Origin of the sequence: Pseudomonas sp. 31 R 17 (genome assembly GCF_900004915.1) — a bacterium.
In the GTDB taxonomy this organism is placed as follows: Bacteria; Pseudomonadota; Gammaproteobacteria; order Pseudomonadales; family Pseudomonadaceae; genus Aquipseudomonas; species Aquipseudomonas orientalis_A.
Window position 1 is genome coordinate 1 of sequence record NZ_CVTN01000012.1, and the last position, 25,922, is coordinate 25,922.

Annotated in this window: 23 protein-coding genes, 1 tRNA gene and 3 pseudogenes; 10 read left to right on the forward strand and 17 right to left on the reverse strand. The window is 59.8% G+C overall.

Translation table 11 applies throughout. The annotated features are described in order from the left end of the window. A pseudogene (locus BFP89_RS28105) lies at positions 1 to 117 on the forward strand (heme-binding protein); the annotation flags it as partial. Positions 118 to 145: 28 nt separating this feature from the next. Continuing rightward, positions 146 to 556: a hydroxyisourate hydrolase gene (gene uraH, locus BFP89_RS00145; protein ID WP_065883105.1), complete on the forward strand. Its 411-nt coding sequence runs from the start codon at positions 146 to 148 to the stop codon at positions 554 to 556. On the opposite strand, the gene BFP89_RS00150 is transcribed toward uraH, so the two are convergent. After that, positions 551 to 1,237 (reverse strand): Crp/Fnr family transcriptional regulator, encoded by a 687-nt coding sequence (locus BFP89_RS00150; protein ID WP_065883107.1) that lies wholly within the window; start codon positions 1,235 to 1,237, stop codon positions 551 to 553. The two genes, uraH and BFP89_RS00150, sit on opposite strands and share 6 nt — an antisense overlap. An 83-nt stretch (positions 1,238 to 1,320) precedes the next feature. Between BFP89_RS00150 and BFP89_RS00155 the strand changes: the two genes are divergently transcribed. Then, positions 1,321 to 1,848 (forward strand): Mpo1 family 2-hydroxy fatty acid dioxygenase, encoded by a 528-nt coding sequence (locus BFP89_RS00155; protein WP_065883108.1) that lies wholly within the window; start codon positions 1,321 to 1,323, stop codon positions 1,846 to 1,848. Between the two features lie 125 nt (positions 1,849 to 1,973). Here the strand turns inward: BFP89_RS00155 and BFP89_RS00160 are convergent, their stop codons facing one another. The 6 genes from BFP89_RS00160 to dibA all read right to left on the reverse strand — a co-directional run bounded on the left by BFP89_RS00160 (position 1,974) and on the right by dibA (position 8,276). After that, on the reverse strand, positions 1,974 to 2,954 hold the full coding sequence (locus tag BFP89_RS00160; protein ID WP_057725349.1) for a sulfate/molybdate ABC transporter ATP-binding protein: 981 nt from the start codon (positions 2,952 to 2,954) through the stop codon (positions 1,974 to 1,976). A 3-nt stretch (positions 2,955 to 2,957) separates the two neighbouring features. Beyond that, positions 2,958 to 3,830, reverse strand: coding sequence for a sulfate ABC transporter permease subunit CysW (cysW, locus tag BFP89_RS00165; RefSeq protein WP_065883110.1), 873 nt, complete (start codon positions 3,828 to 3,830; stop codon positions 2,958 to 2,960). Positions 3,831 to 3,843: 13 nt separating this feature from the next. Beyond that, the gene (gene cysT, locus BFP89_RS00170; RefSeq protein ID WP_065883112.1) at positions 3,844 to 4,662 is read right to left on the reverse strand and encodes a sulfate ABC transporter permease subunit CysT; all 819 of its coding nucleotides are present in this window, start codon (positions 4,660 to 4,662) and stop codon (positions 3,844 to 3,846) included. Positions 4,663 to 4,803: 141 nt separating this feature from the next. Further along, complete coding sequence (locus BFP89_RS00175; RefSeq protein ID WP_065883114.1) at positions 4,804 to 5,814, reverse strand: sulfate ABC transporter substrate-binding protein; 1,011 nt, start codon at positions 5,812 to 5,814, stop codon at positions 4,804 to 4,806. A gap of 65 nt (positions 5,815 to 5,879) precedes the next feature. Continuing rightward, positions 5,880 to 6,062 (reverse strand): sulfur starvation response protein OscA, encoded by a 183-nt coding sequence (oscA, locus tag BFP89_RS00180; RefSeq protein ID WP_003170956.1) that lies wholly within the window; start codon positions 6,060 to 6,062, stop codon positions 5,880 to 5,882. A gap of 300 nt (positions 6,063 to 6,362) precedes the next feature. Then, positions 6,363 to 8,276 (reverse strand): phosphodiesterase DibA, encoded by a 1,914-nt coding sequence (gene dibA, locus BFP89_RS00185; protein WP_065883117.1) that lies wholly within the window; start codon positions 8,274 to 8,276, stop codon positions 6,363 to 6,365. Positions 8,277 to 8,441: 165 nt separating this feature from the next. Here dibA and desA point away from each other — a divergent pair, with 165 nt between their 5' ends. The 5 genes and pseudogenes from desA (at position 8,442) to BFP89_RS00210 (ending at position 15,249) form a co-directional block, all read left to right on the forward strand. Continuing rightward, a complete protein-coding gene (desA, locus tag BFP89_RS00190; protein WP_057725344.1) occupies positions 8,442 to 9,626 on the forward strand; it encodes a delta-9 fatty acid desaturase DesA in 1,185 nt (394 codons plus the stop codon). Positions 9,627 to 9,814: 188 nt separating this feature from the next. After that, a complete protein-coding gene (locus tag BFP89_RS00195; RefSeq protein ID WP_065883120.1) occupies positions 9,815 to 10,816 on the forward strand; it encodes a sensor domain-containing diguanylate cyclase in 1,002 nt (333 codons plus the stop codon). Positions 10,817 to 11,093: 277 nt separating this feature from the next. Then, positions 11,094 to 13,036: pseudogene (locus BFP89_RS00200) on the forward strand (flavin monoamine oxidase family protein). 115 nt (positions 13,037 to 13,151) lie between these two features. Beyond that, positions 13,152 to 14,039 (forward strand): nitrilase family protein, encoded by an 888-nt coding sequence (locus BFP89_RS00205; protein ID WP_065883122.1) that lies wholly within the window; start codon positions 13,152 to 13,154, stop codon positions 14,037 to 14,039. A gap of 13 nt (positions 14,040 to 14,052) precedes the next feature. Then, complete coding sequence (locus BFP89_RS00210) at positions 14,053 to 15,249, forward strand: hypothetical protein (RefSeq protein ID WP_065883125.1); 1,197 nt, start codon at positions 14,053 to 14,055, stop codon at positions 15,247 to 15,249. Positions 15,250 to 15,253: 4 nt separating this feature from the next. On the opposite strand, the pseudogene BFP89_RS29580 reads toward BFP89_RS00210, so the two are convergent. The 4 genes and pseudogenes from BFP89_RS29580 to gabD all read right to left on the reverse strand — a co-directional run. Next, positions 15,254 to 15,442: pseudogene (locus BFP89_RS29580) on the reverse strand (ADP-ribosylglycohydrolase family protein); the annotation flags it as partial. A 16-nt stretch (positions 15,443 to 15,458) separates the two neighbouring features. Continuing rightward, positions 15,459 to 15,944, reverse strand: coding sequence for an amidase family protein (locus BFP89_RS00215; protein ID WP_065883127.1), 486 nt, complete (start codon positions 15,942 to 15,944; stop codon positions 15,459 to 15,461). Between the two features lie 357 nt (positions 15,945 to 16,301). Beyond that, a complete protein-coding gene (gene gabT / locus BFP89_RS00220; protein WP_065883128.1) occupies positions 16,302 to 17,579 on the reverse strand; it encodes a 4-aminobutyrate--2-oxoglutarate transaminase in 1,278 nt (425 codons plus the stop codon). 180 nt (positions 17,580 to 17,759) lie between these two features. After that, positions 17,760 to 19,202, reverse strand: a complete 1,443-nt coding sequence (gene gabD, locus BFP89_RS00225) for an NADP-dependent succinate-semialdehyde dehydrogenase (protein ID WP_065883130.1) — start codon at positions 19,200 to 19,202, stop codon at positions 17,760 to 17,762. Positions 19,203 to 19,572: 370 nt separating this feature from the next. Here gabD and BFP89_RS00230 point away from each other — a divergent pair. Further along, a tRNA-Arg gene (locus BFP89_RS00230) sits at positions 19,573 to 19,649 on the forward strand. A gap of 359 nt (positions 19,650 to 20,008) precedes the next feature. Next, positions 20,009 to 21,295 (forward strand): colicin-like pore-forming protein, encoded by a 1,287-nt coding sequence (locus tag BFP89_RS00235; protein ID WP_065883131.1) that lies wholly within the window; start codon positions 20,009 to 20,011, stop codon positions 21,293 to 21,295. Between the two features lie 18 nt (positions 21,296 to 21,313). On the opposite strand, the gene BFP89_RS00240 is transcribed toward BFP89_RS00235, so the two are convergent. The 6 genes from BFP89_RS00240 to BFP89_RS00265 form a co-directional block, all read right to left on the reverse strand. Next, positions 21,314 to 21,652, reverse strand: a complete 339-nt coding sequence (locus BFP89_RS00240; protein WP_106427355.1) for a colicin E1 family microcin immunity protein — start codon at positions 21,650 to 21,652, stop codon at positions 21,314 to 21,316. A 156-nt stretch (positions 21,653 to 21,808) separates the two neighbouring features. Next, a complete protein-coding gene (locus BFP89_RS00245; RefSeq protein ID WP_065883134.1) occupies positions 21,809 to 22,360 on the reverse strand; it encodes a hypothetical protein in 552 nt (183 codons plus the stop codon). Next, positions 22,357 to 22,929 carry an RNA polymerase sigma factor gene (locus tag BFP89_RS00250; protein ID WP_065883135.1) on the reverse strand — a complete coding sequence of 191 codons (573 nt, stop codon included), beginning with the start codon at positions 22,927 to 22,929 and terminating at the stop codon, positions 22,357 to 22,359. The genes BFP89_RS00245 and BFP89_RS00250 overlap by 4 nt, the downstream gene beginning before the upstream one ends. Before the next feature lie 141 nt (positions 22,930 to 23,070). Further along, positions 23,071 to 24,693 (reverse strand): vWA domain-containing protein, encoded by a 1,623-nt coding sequence (locus BFP89_RS00255; protein ID WP_065883137.1) that lies wholly within the window; start codon positions 24,691 to 24,693, stop codon positions 23,071 to 23,073. 212 nt (positions 24,694 to 24,905) lie between these two features. Then, a complete protein-coding gene (locus BFP89_RS00260; protein WP_057725334.1) occupies positions 24,906 to 25,556 on the reverse strand; it encodes a DUF799 domain-containing protein in 651 nt (216 codons plus the stop codon). Next, positions 25,553 to 25,915 carry a DUF4810 domain-containing protein gene (locus tag BFP89_RS00265; protein ID WP_057010471.1) on the reverse strand — a complete coding sequence of 121 codons (363 nt, stop codon included), beginning with the start codon at positions 25,913 to 25,915 and terminating at the stop codon, positions 25,553 to 25,555. The genes BFP89_RS00260 and BFP89_RS00265 overlap by 4 nt, the downstream gene beginning before the upstream one ends. Positions 25,916 to 25,922 lie beyond the last annotated feature (7 nt).

Below are 25,922 nucleotides of genomic sequence, written 5' to 3' on the forward strand. Positions count from 1 at the left end.
TTCGCCGACGCCGAGCTGGTCGGCGCACTGGGCATCGCCGGTGCCGGCGGCGCCGCGCAGGACGAAGCCTGCGCCGTACAGGCCGCCGAGCAACTGGGCCTGAAAATCACCCCTTGATACCACCCCTGTCAAAAAGGACGTCTCGATGAAAACCCTCAGCATGACCCTCGCCGCCCTCAGCCTGAGCGGCCTGTGCACAATGGCCATGGCCGCCGGCAACCCGCTGAGCGTGCATGTGCTCAACCTGGAAAACGGCCTGCCCAGCGCCGGCGTCAACGTCACCCTGGAACAGCACGTGGGCGACCAATGGCAATCGCTGTCCCAGGGCGTGACCAACGAACAGGGGCGCATCGCCGAACTGTTTCCCGCTGATCGCAGCATGAAACCGGGCGAGTACCGCGTGGTGTTCAAGACCGGCGACTATTACAAGCACGCCAACCGCGAAACCTTCTTCCCCGAAGTGCCGGTGATTTTCCAGGTCAAGCAGGCCGATCAGCACTACCACATCCCGCTGCTGCTCAGCCCTTACGGCTTCTCCACCTATCGCGGTTCATAGGCCCGCCGCCAGGCGCAGGCCATTGAGGTCGAGGATCTCGATGGCGCCGTAGCTCAGGCCAAGAATACCCTGTTGCTCCAGCGTCTTGAGCAGGCTGTTGATGGTCTGGCGCGACAGGCCGAGCATCGCCGCCAGGTCCTCCTGGGGCAGTTGCAACACCCGGCGCGCCTGCGTTCGCTCACCGTAGCCCTGAGCAATCATCAGCAGCCGATGGGCCAGCCGCGCCGACGCGGGCATCAGGCTCATCTGTTCGATATTGATCAACGACAGGCGCAGCTTGTGGCTCATCAACAGCGCCACATCGCGCCAATACGCCGGATGCTGCTCGAGCATGCCGAGCATCGCCGCCTGCGGCACCTGCGCCAGCGTGCAAGGGCCCGTGGCGAGCGCATCGTGGGTGCGCGGCAGGTTGTCGAACAGACAGATCTCGCCGAACCAGTGAGGCGTCTCCACCAGGCTCAGCACCGCTTCCTTGCCCTGGGCATTCACCGCGCTGATGCGCACCGTCCCTTCCAGCACCGCATACAGGCCACACGGCGGATCGCCGCGCTTGAACAGAAACTGCCCCGCCGTCAGCGTGCGCACCCGCGCCGCCGCCATCAGGCTATGCTGCAAGTCTGCAGGCAGATGGCCAAACCAGTGGCCGCCGGCCAGGTGCGCGTGCCATTTGCCTGTGTCCATGGGAACTCCGAAGATTGTCGCCCAGTTGACAGTTAGGCGCCGACTGACAGGGCATGATCAAACATCCTACAGGAGGAACAACAATGAAAAGCCTCGTCGACCACCTCAGTCAATACGCCGCCTACCACCGCGACCCACGCAATATCGCCAGCCATTTCATCGGTATTCCCCTGATTGTGGTGGCGGTCGCCGTGCTGCTGTCACGCCCCGAATGGACGGTGGGCGCGCTGTGGGTTTCCCCGGCGGTGCTGCTGGCGCTGTTTTCGGCATGGTTTTACCTGCGCCTGGAACTGGCCCTGGGACTCTTGATGACGTTGCTGATGGGCTTGTCGGTATGGGCCGGCCACGTGCTGGCGGCGCAGAGCACGACGGTATGGTTGAGCAGCGGTATCGGGATGTTTGTGGTGGGCTGGGTGATTCAGTTTGTCGGGCATTACTACGAAGGCCGGAAGCCGGCGTTCGTGGATGATGTATCCGGGCTGATCGTGGGGCCGCTGTTTGTGGTGGCGGAGCTGGCGTTTGTGCTGGGGTTGCGCCAGGCGCTGAAGCAGCAGATTGAGCAACGCTCAGGCCCGGTGACACGCCGCGATCTCAAACCCAGCGGGATCTGAATGTGGGAGGGGGCTTGCCTCCGATGGCGGTGGATCAGTCAGCATATTTGTGACTGACACACCGCTATCGGGGGCAAGCCCCCTCCCACATTGGCCCGGTTTTCACATGGGGTTCTGGGGCAAGCTCAGGCTTTTTGCCAGACCTTGGGTTTGAAGAACAGGGTCTCGCCACGGGTCAGGCCGGTCAGGCTGTCGTGGTCCTTCACCACTTCGGCTTCGATCAGCTCGGGCTGGCCTTCGACCTTGAGGGTCACGCGAGTCGTCGCGCCCAGCGGCCGGATGTCCCGTACCTCAGCTGCGTGGTGATCTTCAAGCTCATGCCGTGACAGCGACACCTCGTGCGGGCGGAACAGCAGGTGTTTGTCCTCGCCCAGGTGCAAGCGGTTGGAGTCGCCCAGGAAGTGGTACACAAAGTCGCTGGCCGGGTTTTCGTAGACGTCGCCCGGTGAGCCGATCTGCTCGATCACGCCCTTGTTCATCACCACGATACGGTCGGCGACTTCCATGGCCTCTTCCTGGTCGTGGGTCACGAACACCGAGGTCAGGTTGATATCTTCATGCAGGCGCGCCAGCCAGCGGCGCAGCTCTTTGCGCACCTTGGCATCGAGGGCGCCGAAGGGTTCGTCCAGCAGCAGCACCTTGGGCTCCACCGCCAGGGCGCGGGCCAGGGCGATACGCTGGCGCTGGCCGCCGGAGAGTTGTTCCGGGTAACGGTCAGACAGCCAGTCGAGCTGCACCATGTTCAGCAACTCGTGAACCTTGCTCGCGATCTGGCTTTCGGTGGGGCGCTGGTTTTTCGGCTTCATGCGCAGGCCGAAAGCGACGTTGTCGAACACGGTCATGTGGCGGAACAGCGCGTAGTGCTGGAACACAAAGCCCACGTTGCGATCACGCACATCGTGACCGGAGACGTCCTCGCCGTGGAACACGATGCTGCCGGCGTCCGGGGTTTCCAGGCCTGCAATGATGCGCAGCAAGGTGGTCTTGCCGCAGCCGGACGGGCCCAGCAACGCCACCAGCTCGCCACTCTGGATATCCAGGTTGATGCTGTCCAGGGCCTTGAAAGCGTTGAAGTTCTTGCTGACATTACGGACTTCGATCGACATGACTTATTCCTCACCGGCGCTGTTACGCAGGCGGTTGATTCGGTTCTCGCTCCACTGCTTGAGCAGCAGGATGAAGAGCGCCAGGATCAGTAACAGGCTGGCCACCGCGAAGGCGGCGACGTGGTTGTATTCGTTGTAGAGAATCTCGACATGCAGCGGCAGGGTATTGGTCACGCCGCGGATATGGCCGGACACCACCGACACCGCGCCGAACTCACCCATGGCCCGCGCCGTGCAGAGCACCACGCCGTAGATCAGGCCCCACTTGATGTTCGGGACGGTGACATGCCAGAACATCTGCCAGCCATTGGCACCGAGCAGGCGCGCGGCTTCTTCTTCCTGGGTGCCCTGCTCCTGCATCAGCGGGATCAGCTCACGGGCCACGAACGGCACGGTGACGAAGATGGTCGCCAGCACGATGCCGGGCAAGGCGAACACAATCTGGATGTCGTGGTCCTGCAACCAGGGGCCGAAGAAGCCCTGGGCGCCGAACATCAGCACGTAGACCAGGCCAGCGATCACCGGGGACACCGAGAACGGCAGGTCGATCAGCGTCACCAGGATGCTTTTGCCACGGAATGAATATTTGCTCACGCACCACGCGGCGCTGACGCCAAACACCAGGTTGAGCGGCACCGAGATCACCACGGCGATCACCGTGAGTTTCAGCGCCGACAGCGCATCCGGTTCAAGGATCGCGGTGAAGAACGCGCCGAGGCCATTCTTCAGGCCCTGGGACACTACGATCAGCAGCGGCAGCAGGAGGAACAGGGCAAACACCAGCCAGCCAAGGCCGATCAGGACGCGTCGCGAGGTCGCGCTGCCACGCCGGGCGGCGTTGGCCGAGGACGCGGCGGATATAGACGATTGGGACATGTTCCGCGCCTCCTTATGGACGTTCGATGCGCCGCTGCAACAAGTTGATCAGCAGCAGCAGGACAAAGGAAACCACCAGCATCAGCACCCCGATAGAGGTGGCGCCACGGTAGTCGTACTGGTCGAGTTTGACCATGATCAGCAACGGCAGGATTTCGGTTTTCATCGGCATGTTGCCGGCGATGAAAATCACCGAGCCGTACTCACCGACGCCCCGGGCGAACGCCAGCGCGAAACCGGTCAGCCAGGCCGGCAACAGAGCCGGCACGAGGATATGGCGGAACACTTGCAATGGCTTGGCGCCCAGGCAGGCGGCGGCTTCTTCGACTTCCCGGGGGATATCGGCCAGTACCGGCTGCACCGTGCGCACCACGAACGGCAAGGTCACGAAGGTCAGCGCCAGGGTGATACCCAGCGGCGTATAGGCGATCTTGAAACCCAGGTCGGCGGCGAACTGGCCCACCAGGCCGTTGGGTGCATACAGCGCGGTCAGCGCGATACCGGCCACGGCGGTGGGCAAGGCGAACGGCAGGTCGATCATCGCATCGATGACCTTGCGTCCGGGGAAGGTGTAGCGCACCAGCACCCAGGCCAGCAGGGTGCCGATCACGCCGTTGATCAGCGCGGCGTACAGGGCGGTGCTGAAGCTCAATTTCAACGCCGCCAGCACGCGCGGTGCGGAGATGATTGCCCAGAACTGATCCCAGGTGAGTTGAGCGGCGTGTACGAACATCGCCGCCAGGGGGATGAGTACGATCAGGCTGAGGTACACCACGGTGTAGCCCAGCGTCAGCCCGAAGCCGGGTATGACGGGGGAAATACGACGCGACATAAGAGTCCTTGGTTAAAGGGTAGAAACCACTGTAGGAGCGAGCTTGCTCGCGAAAGAATCAAGGGCACCGCGCTCATTCAGAATGTACGCGTTATCGTTGACGACCTTCGCGAGCAAGCTCGCTCCTACAGGTACTTTGGTTTATTGCGCCGTGTAGATCTGGTCGAACACGCCACCGTCGTTAAAGAACTTCGGTTGGGCAGTTTTCCAGCCGCCGAAGTCTTTGTCGATGGTGACCAGGTCCAGTTCAGGGAACTGTTGGGCGTATTTGGCGGCGACTTTCTCATCGCGTGGGCGGTAGAAGTTTTTCGCCGCAATCTCCTGACCCGCCGGGCTGTACAGGTGCTTGAGGTATTCAGTCGCGATCTCGGCATTGCCCTTTTTCTCGGCGTTCTTGTCGACCACGGCCACCGGCGGCTCCGCGAGGATCGACAGGGACGGCACGACGATGTCGAACTTGTCGGCGCCGCCGTCTTCCTTGAGCGCCAGGAACGCTTCGTTTTCCCAGGCCAGCAGCACGTCGCCCTGACCGTTGTTGACGAAGGTGATGGTGGAGCCGCGCGCGCCGGTGTCGAGGATCGGCACGTGCTTGAACAGCTCTTTAACGTATTCCTGGGCCTTGGCCTCGCTGCCGCCGGTCTTCAGGCCATAGGCCCAGGCGGCGAGGAAGTTCCAGCGCGCCCCGCCGGAGGTTTTCGGGTTAGGCGTGATCACCGACACGTCTTTCTTGATCAAATCGCCCCAGTCCTTGATGCCTTTGGGGTTGCCCTTGCGCACCAGAAACACGATGGTCGAGGTGTACGGGGTACTGGCGTCCGGCAGGCGGGTTTGCCAGTTTTCCGGCAGGGTCTTGCCCAGCTTGGCGATTTCGTCGATGTCGCCGGCCAGGGCCAGGGTCACCACGTCGGCGCGCAGGCCGTCGATCACCGCACGGCCTTGCTTGCCCGAACCACCGTGGGATTGCTGGATCTTGACGTTGTCGCCCGGGTGGGACTGTTTCCAGAAGCTGGTGAACTCAGCGTTGTAGTCCTGGTACAGCTCACGGGTGGGGTCGTACGAGACGTTAAGCAACTCGTAGTCCTTGGCAACGGCGGAACCGGCAAACACGGCACTGGCCAGCGCGGCCAGGGCATAACGGCGAATCGACGACATAGAAGCTCCTGAAAATTCTTGAGTGTTGGCTTTTTTTATAATTGCGGGTCTATCGCCGTTGCTGCTCAGCTCGGTTTGTTACCCGGGTTCTGCAGGCGGAATTTTTCCTTGCGTTCGATCTGTACCACTTGAGCGTTGTGTACGGTGATTTCCACCGCGCCAAACCGCAGATCGCGCAGGGCGCTCTGGATCTCACGCAAAATGGCTGCTTCGTCCTGGCCGTCGACGCTACGTAGAGATGCGCTCATGGTCTCGCTCCTGAAATGAATAGTGCCTGGCAGTGGCGGCACTGCTTGCGGCGTGAGAGCGATAGTAGATAAGCGGGGATATTCTTAAAAATACTATTTAAGAATGTTTATATAACCAGAAAGAATTTTCTGTTGGGGCGTGGGGTTGCGCGTGGGTTTTGAATCACAGCACTGAAATAAAGCCTTGTGGAGTTCCAATGTGGGAGGGGGCTTGCCCCCGATAGCGGTGAGTCAGGTTAGTCACTCTTGGCTGACACACTGCCATCGGGGGCAAGCCCCCTCCCACATTTTGGCTGTATTTCAACTCTGGATAGGGGGTGCCCGGGTCCAATCTATCTCTTGGGCCGGCACCGGCTTTCCAAACCAGTACCCCTGCCCCATGTCGCATTCCTGGTCCAGCAGGAAGCGGGCCTGCTCCACCTGCTCTATCCCTTCGGCATGCACCTGCATGCCCATGCTTTTGGCCAGGGCGATGACCACGCGCACGATGGCGGCGTCGTCTTCATCCCACGGCAAGCCGGCAACAAAGCCCTGGTCGATCTTGAGTTTCTGCACCGGCAGGCGCTTGAGGCGCAGCAGCGAGGAATAGCCGGTGCCGAAGTCGTCGATGGCCAGGCGCAATCCCAGCTCGCGCAGGCGGTGCAGCTGTTCAAGGGCCACTTCCGGGTCGTCCATCACCGCGCTTTCGGTGACTTCCAGCTCAAGGAAGGCCGGGTCCAGGCCTGTGTCGTGAAGCACCTGGCCCACGTGTTCGTAGAGCTCGCGCCGGGCAAACAGCCGGCTGGACACGTTCACGGCGATAAACCCCAACGGCGCGCCGTCCGCCAGCCATTGGCACATCTGGCGGCAGGCCTGGTTCATCACCCAGGCATCGATGTCAGCGATCAACCCGGTGCGCTCGGCGATGGGGATGAATTCCCCCGGCGGCACCAGGCCGCGTTCCGGGTGCTGCCAGCGCACCAGCGCTTCGACGCCGATCAGGCGGCTGTCCTGCAGGCCGTGCACCGGTTGGTAATAGACGCGCAGTTCCTGCTGGTCGAGGGCGCGGCGCAGTTCGCTGGCGATCTCCACACGGTTCTGTGCGTGAGCGGTCAGTTCCTCGGTGTACAGGGCGTAGCCTTCACGCCCCGCATGCTTGGCCTTGAACAGGGCCGAGTCGGCGTTGCGCAACAATTGCTCGGCGCTCAGCGCATCGCTGGGGAACAGGCTGATGCCGATGCTGGCGCTGATAAACAGCTGGTTGCCGTCAAACACAAACGGCTCCTTCATGGCATCGAGCATGCGCTGCGCCATGGCAGCCGCCTGCATCACCTGTGGGCAACTCTCCACCAACACCGCAAACTCGTCGCCGCCCAGGCGCGCCAGGGTCACCCCGGGCCTGAACAGCCCCTTGAGGCGCTCGGCCACCAGCTTGAGCAGTTGATCGCCCACGTTGTGGCCCAGGCTGTCATTGATGATCTTGAAGTGGTCCAGGTCGAGCAGCAGCAGTGCACAGCCACGTTTGTGCACTTGCGCCGAGGCCAGGGCCTGCTCGGCGCGATCGGTGAACAGCAAGCGGTTGGGCAAGTCGGTGAGCGGGTCGTGATGAGCCAGGTGCGCCAGTTCGTGTTCGGAGTCCTTGATGGCGCTGATGTCCGAGAACACCGCGACATAGTGGCTGATGCGGCCTTGCTCATCGCGGATGACGCGGATGGTTTGCCACTGTGGGTAAATTTCTCCGCTCTGGCGTCGGTTCCAGATTTCGCCGCTCCATTCACCGCTGCGCTCGAGGGTCTGGAACATCTGTCGATAAAAATTCGACGAATGGCGCCCGGACTTGAACAGGCTGGGGGGCTTGCCCATGACGTCTTCGCGCCGGTAACCGGTGATCTCCATGAACGCCCGATTGACGTGCACGATCAGGCCCCGGGCATCGGTGACCAGCACCCCTTCACGGGTGCAATCAAACACCGCAGCGGCCTGTTGCAGGCGCTCATGGTTTTCTTTCAGGGGTTGTTGCAGCTGGTGGACATGGGCGAAACGCACGCCCATCAGGTAGATAGCCAGCGCGCTCAGGCCCACCCAGACATAGCCGCGCAGTTGCAGCCAATGCGCCAACGCCTGGGGTTCATCGATAAAGTTGATCAATAAGTGGTGGCTGAGCCTGAGCCATACAATGGAAATCAGCAGGTATACCAGCCCCGCACGTAGGGCTCCTCGGTATGTAAACAGCATATGGTCAGTAATCCTTACCAAAAAACAGAATCGCCCTACGAAGGTTGAGGATTATAGAATAAGAAACATCCAGTCACTCCTATCTGAAAGAGCGGCTGGTTTTCTCTGTAGGCTTAGTGATAATGCGTGAGCTGTTCTTTTCTTTATCTGAGGGCCATACAGCCTATGTGGTACAACGGTTTTCTTGACCTGTCAGCCTGGCAACTGGTGGCAGTCACGCTGTTGATGACCCACGTGACCATTATTGGGGTCACGGTCTATCTGCACCGTTATTCAGCCCATCGCTCGCTCGAGCTCAATGCCGGCCTGAAACACTTCTTCCGCTTCTGGCTGTGGCTGACCACGGCGCAGAACACCCGTGAGTGGACCGCTATCCACCGCAAGCACCACGCCAAATGCGAAACCGTCGATGACCCCCACAGCCCGGTGATCAAGGGCCTGTCCACCGTGCTGCGCAAAGGCGCCGAGCTGTACCGCGCCGAGGCGGAAAACCCCGAGACCCTGCGCATCTACGGCAAGAACTGCCCGGACGACTGGATCGAACGCAACCTCTACACGCGTTTCCCGCTGCTGGGCGTGGCGCTCATGGGCGTGATCGACCTGCTGCTGTTCGGCACCATCGGCATCACCATCTGGGCGATCCAGATGATGTGGATCCCGTTCTGGGCCGCCGGCGTGATCAACGGCCTGGGCCATGCCGTGGGCTATCGCAACTTCGAATGCCGCGACGCCGCCACCAACCTGGTGCCATGGGGCATCATCGTGGGCGGTGAAGAGCTGCACAACAACCATCACACCTACCCCAACTCGGCCAAGTTGTCGGTCAAGAAATGGGAGTTCGACCTGGGCTGGGCCTGGATCAAGGTGTTCAGCTTCCTGCGCCTGGCCAAGGTGCAGCGCGTCGCACCGATCGCCCACCGCGTCGAAGGCAAGGGCCACCTGGACATGGACACCGCCATGGCGATCCTCAACAACCGCTTCCAGATCATGGCCCAATACCGCAAATTGGTCATCGGCCCGCTGGTCAAGCAGGAGCTGGAGAAAGTCGATCACTCGGTCCGCCACCAGTTCCACCGCGCCAAGCGCCTGTTGTCGCGGGAAACCAGCCTGCTGAGCGATCGCCACCATGTGCGCATTCAAAGCATGCTGGAGCACAGCCAGGCACTGAGCGTGATCTACGAGAAGCGTCTGGCGCTGCAGCAGATCTGGCTCAAGACCAGCACCAACGGCCACGACATGCTCGCGGCGATCAAGGAATGGGTACATGAAGCCGAAGCCAGCGGTATCCAATCCCTGCGCGATTTTGCCCACCAATTGAAGACCTATTCACTGCGCCCTGCAGGGGTCTGACGCGACGGCGGGAGGGCTCGCCCTCCCGCACATTGGCTTTCTGACGCCATTTTCCGGGCACCGCCAATCGAGCCCGATCACGGAACTTCACCGCAATTCCCCTCTCTCAAAGAACACTTCGCCATCATGGTGACCGCTTGTAGTGACCGCTGTTCCATCCTGCGGCGCGCCCAGAGAGAGTTGTTCCGATGGTTCACGAAAAGCCCTGCACGCCTGATGTGTCCTCTGCCCAGCCACCGCGCCCGGCGGCCGCGTCGACGCTGTTGGCGCTGATGCATGCCCAGGGTGAGGTCGAGCGCCTGAGTGCGCGTGAGCAGCTGCTCAGCTCGCTGCTGGTGAGCGTGAACGCCGTACTGTGGGCCATCGATTGGGAAACCCGTCGCGTGCTGTACGTCAGCCCCGCCTACGAACGGATATTCGGCCGCAGCGCCGGTTTGCTGCTGGCCGACCATCGGGAATGGCGCAACAGCATCCACCCCGAAGACCTCGACTATGCCGAACACAGCCTGGCCCGTGTATTGGAGCAGGGCGCCGTGGAAGACCGCGAATACCGCATCGTCACGCTCGACGGGCAGATCCGCTGGCTCAGTGACAAGTGCTACATCAACCAGCAGGCCGAGCCGGGCAAACCGATGATCGTCGTGGGCATCGCCGAGGACATCACCGAAAAAAAGCACCTGGAGCTGGAACTGCATCGCCTGGCCACCACCGATGTGCTGACCCAGAGCAGCAACCGCCGGCACTTCTTCGAACTCGCCAACCAGGCCTTTGACAGCGCCTGTGCGCAGGGCACGCCGCTGGCGTTCCTGCTGCTGGACATCGACGATTTCAAAGACATCAACGACACCTACGGCCATCTGGAAGGCGACCAGGTGCTGCGGCGCATCGCCGAAAGCGGGCGCGGTGTGTTGCGCCGTGGCGATCTGTTCGGACGTATCGGCGGAGAAGAATTCGCCGCCATACTGCCCGGCTGCGCCCCGGAGATGGCCCTGCAGGTGGCCGAGCGACTGGGCAAGGAAATCCAGGCGCTGAGTTTCAGTGTCGAAGGCCACGCGTTTACCGTGACGGTCAGCCAGGGTTTGACCAGCCTGCGCGAAGATGACTCAACCCTGGACAAACTGTTCGGCCGCGCCGATGCGGCGATGTATGAGGCCAAGCGTCAGGGCAAGAACCGCGTGATTGCGGGTTAGGTCGGGGCCAATACGGGGCTTGCCCGCAGCTTTTTTCAAGGTCTCTATTCCACACTGCGCAGCTTGCGCCAAAACGCATTTTGCGCTTGGGCCACAACAATCACTCATAGCATTTTCTCTGTAGGACGACCGTCGAAAGATGGCAGCCCCGCGCTCCAGCCGACTCCCAACCCTCACCACAAAGATCTACCCCCCCGCCACCTCCTCGCGGTACTAAATTCATTCGCCATTGCCGCCGGTCATTCCTCCCGACCGGGCAGACTCTGGAGCATGAACCATGACCATCGGATCCACCTACGACTACCCCGCCCTGGTCGCCAAGCACTTAACAGCCCACGCCCCATCGTCATGGCGAGGCCGGTTCCCAAGTCCTCCGGACTTGTGCTTCAACTATCGCAAATTGGTCGAACAAGATTTTGGCATCGCCCAGGCAACCCAACCCGATTACAAAATCTGCATCGTTGGCGCTGGCATCACCGGATTGACCGCTGCACGCGAATTACTCCGGTGCGGATTCAACAACGTCACATTGTTGGAACAGTCTCACCGGGTTGGCGGGCGTCACCTATCGATGCTCAATCGCGGCCAATCTCCACTGCTGGGCCAGGCCCCCTTCGAGATGGGCGCCATGCGCATGCCCATGTTCAATCAGGCAGGTGAATCGCCTTTAGATGGGCAATCGCTGCTGGCCTACTATTGCAAACTCTTTGAACTGCAACTGTCCGACTTTCCCAACCCAGGCACATCGCATGTACGCAACACCGGCATTTACCTGCGCGAAGGGTTACTTGAGGGAACGCCACAGCCACAGATGCTTATCTGGAAAAACCCGCAAGGCCACACGCCACCTCCAACAGAAAAATTGCAGGAGGTGTATGCCAAGTGGCGCCGTTTTGCCGATCAGATGACGCACGAAGTCGCCCAGATGTATGGCACGCCACTATGGGAATCCTTATGGGCCGCTATCGTCGCACGTTACCAAAGCCTGTCCTTTCGTGACTTGGTGGCGTTGGCGAGCGTTACGTGGAGCACCCGTACTCCTGAGGACTTTGGCGGTCTCGGCATGACCCAGGAAGAGTCCACCCTTTTCTATTCCATCGGTATCGGCGATGGCAGTTGGGGGGCGTTTTATGACGTGTGCTGCCTCTACCCTCTACGTACTGCGATCTTCGGTTTCAGCAGTCAACTCCAACTGGTGCATGGGCGCGTCGGCATTAACGGCAATCCCGCTCCGTCACCGTATCTAGGGGAAACCACCCTCAAAGACTGCAATGACTTGCCGTTCGATGCGCCGCGTTACCTGGGGCTAACGGCACTGGACGAGTGCCTGCTTTTTATGGAGGCCAAGTTAGACGGCAAGTCCTTCTATGATCACAGTCGGCAACGCGGGAAGGGCTTTCTTACCGACACCTCAGTGACTCGCTTGACCAAGCTTGAAAACGGCCAAATCCGCTTGACCTATGACTGGCAGGTCAGCAGTCCCACAGCCACATCAGAACGCCATGAAGATTTCGATGCCGTGATCATGACACTGCCATCCTGGATTATCGAAACACACATTCAGCTGGAAAACTTCAGCCAGGCGATGCTGCCGTATTCCGTCACCAATGCTTACAAAACCGCCCACTGGGAACCAGTTGCAAGGTCTATGCGCCGCTCAAGAAAAGCTTTCTGTCGAAAAACAAAAAAATCCCCCAGATCATGGTCACCGACAGTTTTATCCACGATGTGTACACCTACCGCTACCACAACGCCTATCCCTATGACTGCATCTTGCTCAGTTACACCTGGGAGGATGACGCGACCAAACTGGCTTCTTTCGACGACCAAACCTTGGTCGATAAGTGCGTCACGGAACTGGACCGCATCCTCTTACGCAGCGCCAATATCAAAACGGCGATATCGCCCTACATCGACAAACAAAACGCCATCGTCCAACGCTGGGTGACCGACAAGAACGCACTAGGGTGCGCCAAGCTCTATCGCGCGGGGACCTACTACGACGCAGTCAGCTTGATGCAGTACAACCGGGACTATGCCCATGTCAGCGGCCTGTATCTGGCCGGGGAATCGTTTTCCGTGGATGCGGGCTGGACCGAGCCGTGCCTACGTGGCGCCGTCGACGCAGTGATCAACCTCTGCAGTACCACCCTCGCCAAGCTCAATGGGGGCTTTACCCTGGATGAATATCCCCGGTACCAAGGGCCGCCAAATCGATAGAGCAGCTGCCTACGACCCTAACGGAAACAGCCTACTGACGCACAAGCAAAAAAGACTTTCTATTAAACGCCCACCTGATCCGGTGGGCTCATAACAATAAAAAGAGGTCTACACGATGAACGATTCCACGAGCCCGGTACGCGTCGCCGTTGTGCAATTTGATCCGCAAGTCGGTACCCACAATCGCGCCTCCAACCTGGAAACCAGCCTCAGCCTTGCCCTGCAAGCGGTGAACAATGGCGCCAATCTGATTGTGCTTCCGGAGTTGGCCAATACCGGTTATCTATTCAACAATCGCCATGATGCCTATCTACATGCCGAACCCGTTCCGGGCGGTCCCAGCCTGCGGGCGTGGATGGACTTCGCCCAGGCTCACCAAATACATCTTGTGGCGGGCCTGGCCGAGCGCGAAGGCATGCAGCTGTTCGACACGGCAGTGCTGCTGGGCCCCGATGGCCTGATTGGCAAATACCGCAAGGCCCACCTCTGGAACAAGGAAAAACTCTGGTTCACCCCTGGCAACCTTGGATTCCCCGTATTTGAAACATCCATAGGCCGCATAGGCTTACTGATCTGCTGGGACATCTGGTTCCCCGAAGTCCCACGCATACTGACCCAGCAAGGCGCCGACATCATTTGCAGCCTGAACAACTGGGTGTGGACCCCGCCGCCCCTGTTCGACGAAGCGGGCAAATGCATGGCCTCGTACCTGACCATGACCGCCGCCCACGCCAACAACGTGTTCATTGCTGCCGCCAACCGCATCGGGGAAGAACAGGATGCGCGTTACCTGGGGTGCTCGCTGATTGCCGGCACCAACGGCTGGCCCATCGGCAAAATCGCCTCATCCGACGAGCAAGCGATTATTTACGCCGACATCGACTTGTCCAGCGCCCGCAGCGCGCCGATCTGGAACAGCCTTAACGACCTGCAACGGGATCGCCGGAGCGACCTGTATGACACGATGCTCGGCTACCACCTTCACCCGTGCCTGCCACGCTGACGGAGGGTCGATCATGGATTACATACCCACAAAAGTGTCATCGGACTCATCTGTTCGCCACCTTGTCATGCTGATCTCGGCCACGCTCATCCTGGTCGCGTCACTCACTGCGTTGTCGGTGTCTTACTCCACCTCGGCACCGGTCCTCTGGCCAGGTTACAACGACATGATGGACAGCCTGCCCTCGCCAACAGCGTGGTTACGTTGGGTGGTCGGCGATATCAGCGAAGTGGCCTTCTACAAACACGAGTTCGCATCACTCGGTCTGCTGCTCGGTGGTGCTTTCGGTTACTGGGCCAGTCGGTACGCGCAAGCCTGGCAAGGCTTCAGCATCGCCTACGGCACGGGGCTCTGGCCTTGGTTGGTGACCAGTTCATTGCTGGGACTGCTGCTGAGCAACGCGATCTGGGGCTGGACCCTGACAGCGGATTCCTGGCAACCAACGTTCGCTGCATTTGTGTCACTTCCGGCGGCCATGGTGTTGCTGTTTGGCGGGGGATGGAAGGTCACGCTCAACGGCGCCTTGCTCGGCGCGATTCTGGTGACGCCGAGCTGCCTGTTGATGGTCAACTACCTCTGTATTCCCCTGGGTTTGCCAGTGGTGATTGGCAATGTCCTGGGCATGGCGTTAGGTAGTGTGGTCGCATTTTTACTCTGCCGCGCACTCCCGGCGCTGGTCAGCCGTGCAACTGAAACCAAGGCCGGCATCCCTCCCCCCACCCCTCTGAAAACACCCGACTACGGCATACGCTGGACGTTACGTCGCGTGCTGGCGGACTTCTCCGAAGCCCCATTCTTTGGCAATGAGTGGGCCAGCCTGGGTTTGCTCGCCGGGGTATTGCTGGCCTATGCATTAAATCCCATGAGCCCCGCTTATGGATCTGGATGGTTGCCCCACCTGATTGCAGGTCAAGCGCTGACTTCTCTGATCGGCATCATCCTGTGGCGCCGGCAATGGCGCGAGCGTGGTTGGTACCCAACCTATGTACCTCTCGTGTCTGTGGTGCCCGCTGCCGTCTTGACCTATGGCGGAAACGCGACAGTGATTGTAACCAGCGCATTGTTGGGAGCCCTGATCGCCCCGCCGCTGGCCTCCGCAATTGCCGGGCGCCTGCCTGACTACATGCATCCGTATATCGGCAACGTATTGTCCATGGCGATCAGTACGGTGTTGATCGTACCTTTGATCGGTATGGTGATTGCGGGTTAACGCATCAGAATGGGCTGGTTTCCTGGTGCGTCACCTGCATCAGCGCCAAGGCATTGGCGTGGATCTGGCCCCGCATCCACAGTGCGTTTAATCAGACCTGCAGAATGCCCTGCGCACCGTAATACACACCTGCAACCTGGCCTACGATGGCGGCAGTGATACCTGCATCGTCGCCCAGGTTCGCAGCCGCCAACCCCGGAGCGCGCAGACTAAACCTGCAGCGCCGCCAGCCACGCCAACAACTTTTCATCCTGGTTCGGGCCAGCAATGATTTGCAACCCGCAGGGCAGACCATCCACGGTGCCAGCGGGGACATTGATGGCGGGTAAACCAAGCAGGTTCCAGACGCTCGTCAAGCCATTTATAGCCTCTCGAATGGGATGTTCAACGCCGTTGACAGTGACGCGCCACAAAAAGAATCGCGATGGGGACCATGCGTTGTCCTTGATTGCGATGGGGATACCGTGCAGCGGCCCGCGATATTGACCCTCGTCGATTTCCCTATCGAGCAATTGTGCGGTGTGGAGGGCCTCAGCCACGTTGAGCGAGACGAAGGCATTGATCGCAGGGTTCAGTTGATGGATAGCGTCCAACGCCGCCTGAGTGAGTTGAATGCAACGTACCTCTTGGTTGCGCACCTGTCGGGAAAGCTCTGCGACAGTTTTGCCCTGGAAGAAGCCATGAGGTTGAGCCATGAGTGAAAAACCTCCTGCACATACGGGTGGATAGCAGGAACTCTGCCTGATCCGCAGGCAGATGTATGTCATCCGCTTCGCTTAATGAGTTGGGATGAGCCCGTCAGATAAAGACACCGGCAGGAAAGCCTCGTGCAATGTTCCATCGGCTTGCCGGCGCCAGGTCGGTCCTCTCCCTTTCAGGATGTGGTAAGAGGTGCAGCAGGCCAGCGGTAATGCCTGCACATCACGCAAGAAGCCGCCCCGTGAACAAAAAAACCGCGTATGCGTTTTTTGCTCAGGGGGCGGCTTCTTTGCGCAGCAAGGTTGGAGCTACTAGCTGCAAGCGTTTATTACTTGCAGCTTGTGGCTTGCCGCTTAAAGCTCGGCAAAGCACTCTTCAATGATTGCCAGGCCCTTGTCCAATTGCTCGTCCGGCGAGGTCAACGGCACCAGTACACGCAACACGTTGCCGTAGGTACCGCAGGACAGCAGGATCAGGCCTTTGTCACGCGCCTTGGCCACCACCGCAGCAACGGCTGCGGCGTTCGGTTTGTGGCTGTCGCCATCTTCGAACAGTTCCACCGCGATCATCGCGCCCAGGGCACGCACTTCGCCGATCACCGGGTATTTGGCCTGGATGGCCTTGAGGCCGGTCACCAGGCGCTCGCCGACGGCCTTGCAGCGGTCCAGCAGGTGCTCTTCTTCGAACACTTCCATCACCGCCAGTGCGGCAGCGCAGGCAATCGGGCTGCCGGCATAGGTGCCGCCCAGGCCGCCTGGGGCGATGGCGTCCATGTACTCGGCCTTGCCGCACACACCGGCCAGCGGGAAGCCGCCGGCGATGGATTTGGCGAAGGTGGTCAGGTCGGCGGCAACGCCCATCTGTTCCATGGCGAAGAAGGTACCGGTACGACCGGCACCGGTTTGCACTTCGTCGGCGATCAGCAGGATGCCGTGCTTGTCACACAGCTCGCGCAGACGCTTCATGAACGATTTAGGCGCGACGTAGAACCCGCCCTCACCCTGCACCGGCTCGATGATGATCGCCGCGATATCACGCGGCTCGGCGTCGTTCTTGAAGATGCGCTCGATGCTGGCGATGGCGTCGTCGTCGCTCACACCGTGCAGTTCGTTCGGATACAGCGCACGGAACACACCGCCTGGCATCAGGCCCATGCCGGCCGAGTACGGCACGACTTTGCCGGTGAGGCCCAAGGTCATCATGGTGCGGCCGTGGTAAGCGCCGGTGAAGGCGATAACGCCAGCACGGCCAGTGGCGGCGCGGGCGATTTTCACGGCGTTTTCCACCGCTTCGGAACCGGTGGTGACCAGCAGGGTTTTCTTGGCGAAATCACCTGGCACCTTGGCCGCGACTTTCTCGCAGACTTCCACGTAGGGCTCGTAGGCCAGTACCTGGAAGCAAGTGTGGGTCAACTTGTTCAGTTGCGCGGTCACCGCCGCGATGATTTTCGGGTGCACGTGGCCGGTATTGAGCACGGCGATACCGCCGGCGAAGTCGATGAACTCGCGACCTTCTACGTCGGTCACGGTGGCGTTCTTCGCCGATTCGGCGAAGATCGGGTGAATCTGGCCAACACCGCGCGGTACAGCGGCTTCGCGGCGTTTCATCAGGGATGCGTTGGTCTTGCTCATAAAGTCCTCAGTCGCCGCTCATCGGGCGGCGTGGTTCAAGGATAGGTGACGGGGAGGCAACTACGGCAGCATGCGATGATCGACTGCCACAGCTTTCCCGGCCACTGCGAATAACGACGTGGAACACGCAAAGGGACAGCGCTCTCGTGCCCTCTGCGTTTGCTGCGATCCCTTCCCGGCTTAGATGCCCAGGCAGAGGTATTTGATTTCCAGGTAATCCTCGATCCCGTACTTGGAGCCTTCACGGCCCAGGCCCGAAGCCTTGATGCCGCCGAACGGCGCCACTTCGTTGGAGATCAACCCGGTGTTGACGCCGACCATGCCGTATTCCAGGGCTTCAGCCACACGGAACACACGGCCCAGGTCGCGGGCGTAGAAGTACGAGGCCAGGCCGAATTCGGTGTCGTTGGACATGGCGATCACTTCGGCTTCGTCTTTGAAACGGAACAGCGGCGCCAGTGGACCGAAGGTTTCTTCCTTGGCCACGGCGGCGTTTTTCGGCACGTCGGTAAGGATGGTCGGCTCGAAGAAATTGCCTTCCATCGCCTTGCCACCGGCCAGCAGCTTGGCGCCTTTGCTCAGGGCATCGGCAATGTGCTCTTTGACCTTGGCCACGGCTTTTTCGTCGATCAGCGGGCCAGTGGTGGTGCCTTCTTCCAGACCGTTGCCGATCTTGAGCTTGGCCACGGCCACTTTGAGTTTCTCGGCAAACGCGTCGTACACCGAATCCTGGATATACAGACGGTTGGCGCACACGCAGGTCTGACCGTTGTTGCGGTACTTGGAAATGATCGCGCCTTCGACGGCCTTATCCAGGTCAGCGTCGTCGAACACGATGAACGGCGCATTGCCGCCCAACTCCAGGGAGACTTTCTTGATGTCCTTGGCGCATTCAGCCATCAACTGGCGACCGATTTCGGTGGAGCCGGTGAAGGACAATTTACGCACGATCGGGTTGCTGGTCAGCTCGCCGCCGATGTCGCCGGCGCTGCCGGTAACCACGCTGAGCACGCCTTTGGGGATACCGGCGCGGTGCGCCAGCTCAACCAGGGCCAGGGCCGAAAACGGCGTTTGCGAGGCCGGCTTGATCACCATGGTGCAACCAGCGGCCAGCGCCGGGCCGGCTTTGCGGGTGATCATGGCGGCGGGGAAGTTCCACGGGGTGATCGCTGCGGTCACGCCGATCGGCTGCTTGATCACGATCAGGCGCTTGTCGGGCTGGTGGCCGGGAATCACGTCACCGTAGATGCGCTTGGCTTCTTCGGCGAACCACTCGATAAAGGAGGCGGCGTAGACAATTTCACCCTTGGCTTCGGCCAGCGGCTTGCCTTGTTCGAGGGTCATCAGGCGGCCGAGGTCGTCCTGGTTTTCGATCAGCAGTTCGAACCAACGACGCAGCTTGTTGGCGCGCTCCTTGGCGGTGAGTGCACGCCAGGCCGGCAGGGCCTTGTCGGCCGCTTCGATGGCACGGCGGGTTTCCGCAGCGCCCATCTTTGGCACATTACCGAGAATCTCGCCCGTGGCCGGGTTGCTGACCTTGATAGTCTGACCATTGTCCGCATCGACCCAAGCACCATCGATGAAGGCTTGCTGGCGGAACAACTGGGTATCTTTGAGCTGCATGTAGGCTTTCCTTAACAGCACCGCGCGCACGCGGAGCGAATTAGAGTTATTGAAAGGCGCCTGGTGGGCTGCCGTCAGGGAAATCAGCCTCGGTGCGCAACATCAATATATAGCGCACGGGAGACAGAGCGTTTGAAATCTCAAACGAATCCTAGGATCAATGGGGGGAAGGGGCAATAGGCTGTTCGAAAAAAAGAACGTAAACGGGGCTTTTGCCGGATTTTTCTGATCAGCGTAACTGGCCCAGATTTCATTGCATCGTTCAGTGGCGCCCAGCGCAGGGCCTCTATACGGCAGATTCCTACACTCAAACGCCCAAAGACCAGCATGGACGCCCAAGGTCGACATGGGTATGATGTCGCCCGCACAAGCATCCGTAGCTCAGCTGGATAGAGTACTGCCCTCCGAAGGCAGGGGTCGTGGGTTCGAATCCCGCCGGGTGCACCAGATATGAAATGAAAAAGCCCCAGGTCGAGAGACCTGGGGCTTTTTTGTTCTTTAGCTTTTGATCGTTCCCTCGCTCCGCGTGGCAATGCATCCGGTGACGCACCGCCTCACCCTTGCGCAAATGCCGGACTTTTCGCTGAGAGCAGGACGCGGAGCGTCCCGGTCGGCATTGCCACGCAGAGCGTGGGAACGATCACGTCGCCCCACAAATATGCACAAATGCATATTTCCTCTTGGCATCAACACTGTGTTTATGTACAGTATTGATGTGCTGGCTTCTGCCTCACGCCGTTTGCCCCCCCCTGCAATCGTCAGCTAGGCGGGCATTCTCAAGGAAGCTAAATATCAAGGAGATATTCATGACAGACATCACGCTACCCCCAATTATCGTAACGCCTGAGCCGCCACTGCCCCTTCCTCCTGGGCCGCTGCCAGGGGGAGGTTTTATTGCCAAGCCTTTGCCGTGGGATGGGAAAATCGTTGATTTTTCAGACATCGATGCGCTCATGCGAAAGATGAACTTCAGTCATCCTGACAGTACGATGACGAAGGTGGCGCTGGCGGTCAGGGCGCAAAAGCAGATTGCAGATTCTTACGCTGCCAACTTGCCTAACCTGCTGGCCGAGATCGACTCGGAGGTTGCCGCAGCCGTTGGGGCGGATGCTCTTTCGGCACTGGAAAAATCCAGGAAAGAAAAAGCCGTCATTGATGCTCTAATCAACACCTCACAGGCTGACCTTACTGCCAGTCTTGCGGCGGCCAACGCTTACTTCGGCAGGGATCCTCTACTGAAAGACATACCGCACAATGCGGTAGATTTCGTCAATCTTGAATATAAAGATCGGTTGGGCTTCAAACACGCGTATCAGGCGCTTGCCGACTCCTATAGCGCGGCCTACAAAAGCAGATACCTGTCTGAAAAGATTCGATTGTTGACTGAAAAATCTAACGCTTTGACGGGTTTGATCGCTACCGCTCAAGCGGAGGAAGATGCACGTCTTGCGGCGCAGGCAGAGGCAGAACGCCTGGCTGCCGAGGCCGCAGCAAAAGCTGAAGCAGAGCGTCTTGCCGAAGAGCAGGCAAAGGCCGATGCGGAAATCAAAGATGCCATTAAATTCACTGCTGACTTTTACAAGGAGATCGGAGAGAAATTTGGCCAGCAAATGTCAACGCTCTCAGCAGAATTGGCCGACAGTGCGAAGGGCAAAAAGCTTCGCAGCGCACAAGAGGCCCTGAATGCCTTTGAGCAATACAAAGGCGCGCTGGATAAGAAATTCAGTGCGGCTGACCGCGCGACCATCGTCAATGCCCTGGACTCGCTTGATAGCGCCGAGTTGGGAAAGAACCTGAACAGGTTTGCCAAAGGCTTTGGTTATGTAGGCAAAGCCATTGATGCCTATGACTTGCATAATGAAGTAAGTAAAAGCTACGCAACAGGTGATTGGAATAACACGGCACTGAAAGTGGAAACACTGTTTGCAGGTGCTGCGGCAACAGGTTTGATTGCTTTCGCGTTCGGCGTGACTGTTTCGTCACCCGTGGGGGTTGTGGCGTTTGCGCTGATCATGGCATTTGTCAGTGCATTTATTGACGATAAACGTGTTAAGCAATTTAACGATGCACTCGACGCAGTGCTACCTTTCTAAAAACACGAAGTGGCCTTTTTAGGCCACTTTTTTTAGTGCTGAATAGAATAGGTACCCAAGCACGGCAGGAATGGCAAAAACGATGCACACCATATAAAAAATCACATAAAGCCCGTTTTTCCCAGGCGATTCCGTCAGTAAGCCGGTCGTCCAGAATTCACGACGTGTGAATCGAAGCGCTGTCTGCTCGATTATAAATCGAGAGAACGGAAACAAGAAAATACTGCCTGCTCCTAAAATCATAACAGTGAAGCTAATATCCTCCACAAAAGTGTTAGCTCCAAAAATGTCGGTAAAGAAGAGAACAAATATGAAAATGGATATCATAAAATTCTCAATAAGATATTTTTTACTCATATCAACTCGCACTTTAAATTCACTTTAAACTTCTGGCTGCCCTGCTCAATTAAATGATAGCAAATAGCATCCATGGCATTGGGCTATTGCGTAATAGGTTCAGTGCAAGATGAGTGAACAGGGCCGATGGTATCCCGCGATACCATCGCCACAGCGTCAGTGAGGCTGCAATGCCTTAAGCCGCTCCTCAAGATTTTGCGCAGGGAAACGTTTTTGCAATTCGGCCAGTTTTGCCGCCGCCGCTGCATCATCACCTGCCGCGCGCAGGCGCAACACGTCCTGCAAGCCCTGCTCCAGCGGCTGCGGCACTGCGCGCTTGGCCAGCTTGCCTTGGGGCAAGGCATCACTGTTCATTTCAGCGCTGAACGACTCGGCACGCGGCGGCGCGCTCAGGGGCGCAGGCGCGGAAAACGTGGCCGGGGCGGCGAGGCGGGTGTTTTGCGCCGGGGCAAGCTCGGGGGTGCGCGTCATCACGCCCGCCAGCAACGCCACACCGGCCACGCTGGCGAACGCCATCTGCCAACGCGGTTGCTGGCACAGACGCAGCCAGCGTTGCCACAGGCTGGGCTTGGGGGCAGGCGCTTCGCGGCGGGCGGTGTTCAGAATGAATGTGTCCAGGAATGCGGGCGGTTCGCCGGCGCTGTTTTGGCGATAGTGCTGGATCAGCGCTTCGTCGCGCGGATCGTTCGGGTCTCGGGGGGCAGTCATACAGTTACCTCGTCGGCCAGCAAGCGCCGCAATTTTTGCAGGGCGTAGCGCAAGCGGCTTTTAACGGTTTCCAGCGGGGCACCGGTGAGGGTGGCGATTTGCGGGACTTCGAGGTCGCCGTGCAGGCGTAGCAGGAAGACTTCGCGCTGGTCTTCGGGCAAGGCTTGCACGGCGGCGTCGAGGCGCGCCTGGTCGCGGTTCAGGCTCAGTTGCTGTTCGGGGCCGGCGCTGTCGTCGGGCTGAGCGTGCAGCAACTCGTCGTAGCTGTCGTGCAGCGGGTTGTGCAGGCCGTGTTTGCGCCAGTGGTCGATCAGGCGGTTGCGGGCGATCTGGAACAACCAGGTGCGAAAACTCGCCCGGCCTTGTGGCTGAGTGGTGCTGCGGATCAGGCTGAGCCAGGTGTCCTGGTAGATTTCTTCGGCCAGTTCGGGTTTGTTGCACAGGGATACGAGGAAGCGGTACAGGCCCTGGCGGTGGCGGACGTACAAGGCTTCGAACGCAGCAGCGTCGCCGGTGCGGTAGCGGGCCAGCAGCGATTCGTCGCTGGGTGGATCGTCTGGAACGGCCATGTAGTGGGCGAACTCCTTCTGTCAGATCGAAGTAGATCCAAGTGTGGGAGGGGGCTTGCTCCCGATGGCGGTGGGTCAGTCAGCACATTTGGTAATGATAGGCCGCTATCGGGGGCAATTTGATCTTCATTGTGCTCGGGATCAGGGTTTTAGGCTTTGGGCCAGTTCCACCAGTTGCACGAATTCGTTGCGCAGGCCGAACGGGTCGTCGCCTCGGGCCGAGCGGGCCAGGGCGGCGGTGTCCTGCAAGCTCATGTTGCCAGTGTAGCGGCCATCGCCCTTGAGCTGTTGGGCGAAGGCGGCCACGGCGGCGCTGAAACGCAGGTCGTCGCTGGGCTGGGTAGTCGTTTTGTCGACGGCCCGTTCGATCAACTGGCTATCACCGCCCGCAGCCGGTTTGTAGCGTACGCGCACCGTCGCCAGTTCGGCCGAGGTGTTTTCAGCCGCAGGTGCTCTGGCATAGCGCAACGGCTCCAGCCAGCCCTTCTCGCCCTTCGGCACGATTTCATACAACGCGGTCACCGTGTGCCCTGCGCCGATTTCGCCGGCATCGACCTTGTCGTTGTTGAAATCCTCACGCTTCAGGGCGCGGTTTTCATAGCCGAGCAGGCGGTATTCGCTGACCTGCGCCGGGTTGAATTCCACCTGCAATTTCACATCCTGCGCCACCACCGCCAGGGTCGAGCTGAGCTGGTCCACCAGCACCTTGCGTGCCTCACGTAAATTGTCGATGTAGGCGTAGTTGCCGTCACCGGCGTCAGCCAGTTGCTCCATCAGGTGTTCGTTGTAGTTGTCCACGCCAAAGCCAAGGGTGGTAAGGGATACACCGCTTTTGCGCTGGTCCGCCGCCAGGTGCTTGAGGCTGTCGAAGTCGCTGATGCCCACGTTGAAGTCACCGTCGGTGGCCAGCAGGATGCGGTTGATACCCTGGTCGATAAAGCCTTCGCGGGCCATCTGGTAAGCCAGTTCGATGCCGGACGCGCCAGCGGTGGCGCCACCGGCGGTGAGTTGGTCGATGGCGTTGCGGATCGTGGTTTTGTCACGCCCGGAGGTGGGCTTGAGCACCACGCGGGATTCACCGGCGTATGCCACCAGTGACACGCGGTCCTGATCACGCAGTTGATCCACCAATAATTTCAGCGTGCTTTTGACCAGCGGCAGGCCTTCGCGACGGTTCATGGAGCCGGACACATCCACCAGGAATACCAGGTTGGCCGGGGCCAGTTCTGCCACGGTTTTGTCGGAGGCCTTGATGCCGATGCGCAAGAGTTTCGTGCGTGGGTTCCACGGCGTGGCGGCGACTTCGGTGGTGACGCCAAAGGGTGAGCCGTCGGTAGGCAGCGCGTAGTCGTAGGGGAAATAGTTGACCATTTCCTCTAGCCGTACAGCGCCCTCAGGCGGCAGGCGGCCCTGGTTGAGGAAGCGTCTTACGTTGGCGTAGCTACCGGTGTCGACATCCACGCTGAAGGTGGAGACCGGTGCTTCGGCGACGCGATGCACCGGGTTGTCGGGCAGGTTGGCGTATTGCTCGCGCGGTTCGCTGCGCTCATCCCGGGTCGCCGTCTCCCGCATCATCATTGGGGCGGGCATGACCATGCGTTTGACCACTGCGTCCTGGGCCGGGGCGCTTTGAAGCGCTGCGACGGGTTCCGCCGGTTTTGCCAGGTCGGGGGACGACGACAGCCCACACCCGGCCAGCGCCACCAGCAGGGTAACGGTGAAGCCTTGGGCAGCAGGACGCAGGGAGAGCAGAGCGTGGGACATGGGCTGGGCCTCGTGAATGAATGAGCCGTTCACAAGGTCAGACGCGAGGTGGGTGGGGTTCGGGTTAAACCCCAATTGACCTGACAGCAAAAAAACAATGTGGGAGGGGGCTTGCCCCCGATGGCGGTGGGTCAGCCACTGCAGTAGTGACTGATGTACCGTCATCGGGGGCAAGCCCCCTCCCACAGTTGATCTTCAATGTTTGAAGAACGTCAGTCCGTGCCGTATTTCGGGTTACGCGGGCCGTACAGGATGCCGGTGCGTTGACCCGCTGACAGCAGGCGCGCACTGGTGATACCGGCAATCGGGTGCGCCGCATCGGTGGAGCTGTTGATCACCTGCTTGACCGCCGCCGTGATCAGCATGCCCACCAGGCCGCCACCGTTGTTGTTGCCTTCCTCGCTGGACGCACGCGCTGCGCCGGTCCACAGGGTGGTGCCGGTGCGCAGGTCCACCAGCTTGGCCGAGGCCGTCACTGAGGTGTCGCTGGAGATCAGCATGTACTTGGTGCCGTATTCACTGACCGTGATGTACAACGCCGCGTCCGCACCAAAGATGTCATGCAGCTTGGTCGGCGGCACACCCTGGATGTCGTTGGCGGTGGTCAGGCCGTTCTGGCGGAAGGTTTCATCCACCAGGGCAATCGGCAACACGTAGTAGCCGGCTTCGGCCAACGGGTAGGTGACTTGCGACACCAGGCTGTAGGACGCCTGCACTTCCGGCGATTCATTGATCGGCGGCAGCACCAGGATCGACTTGGGCCGCGCCTGTTTGTACGCCGAGTAGTCGACTGTCTTGGGCGCCGCGCAACCGCCGAGCAACGCCAGGGCCAGCAGGGCGCCGGTGAGTTTTAACAGGCTCATTTGGTGGCGACTCCGGTCTTGGCGTTTTTCAGCAGAAAGTCCATGTACGCAGCGGACTCGGGGAACAGGGCTTTCTCGGTGCGAAACTCCTGCACCATCTGATCATCCTTGCCCATGTTCATGTACAGCATGCCCAGGTGCGCGTGGTAACCCGGCGGCGCCTTGCGGCCACTGGCGTTGATCTTCTGCAGATCGCGCTCCAGTGCTTCCACCTGCGCTTCCTTGGGCTCGCCCTTGAAGTATTCGTAAACCTGCGGCTGGTAGCTCTCCCATTGATACAGGGGCTGGGGCGCCGTCTGGCACCCGGCTACCGTCGCGATTGCTGTCAGCATCAGCGCCAACTTCACTGCCTTGCTCATCCGTGTA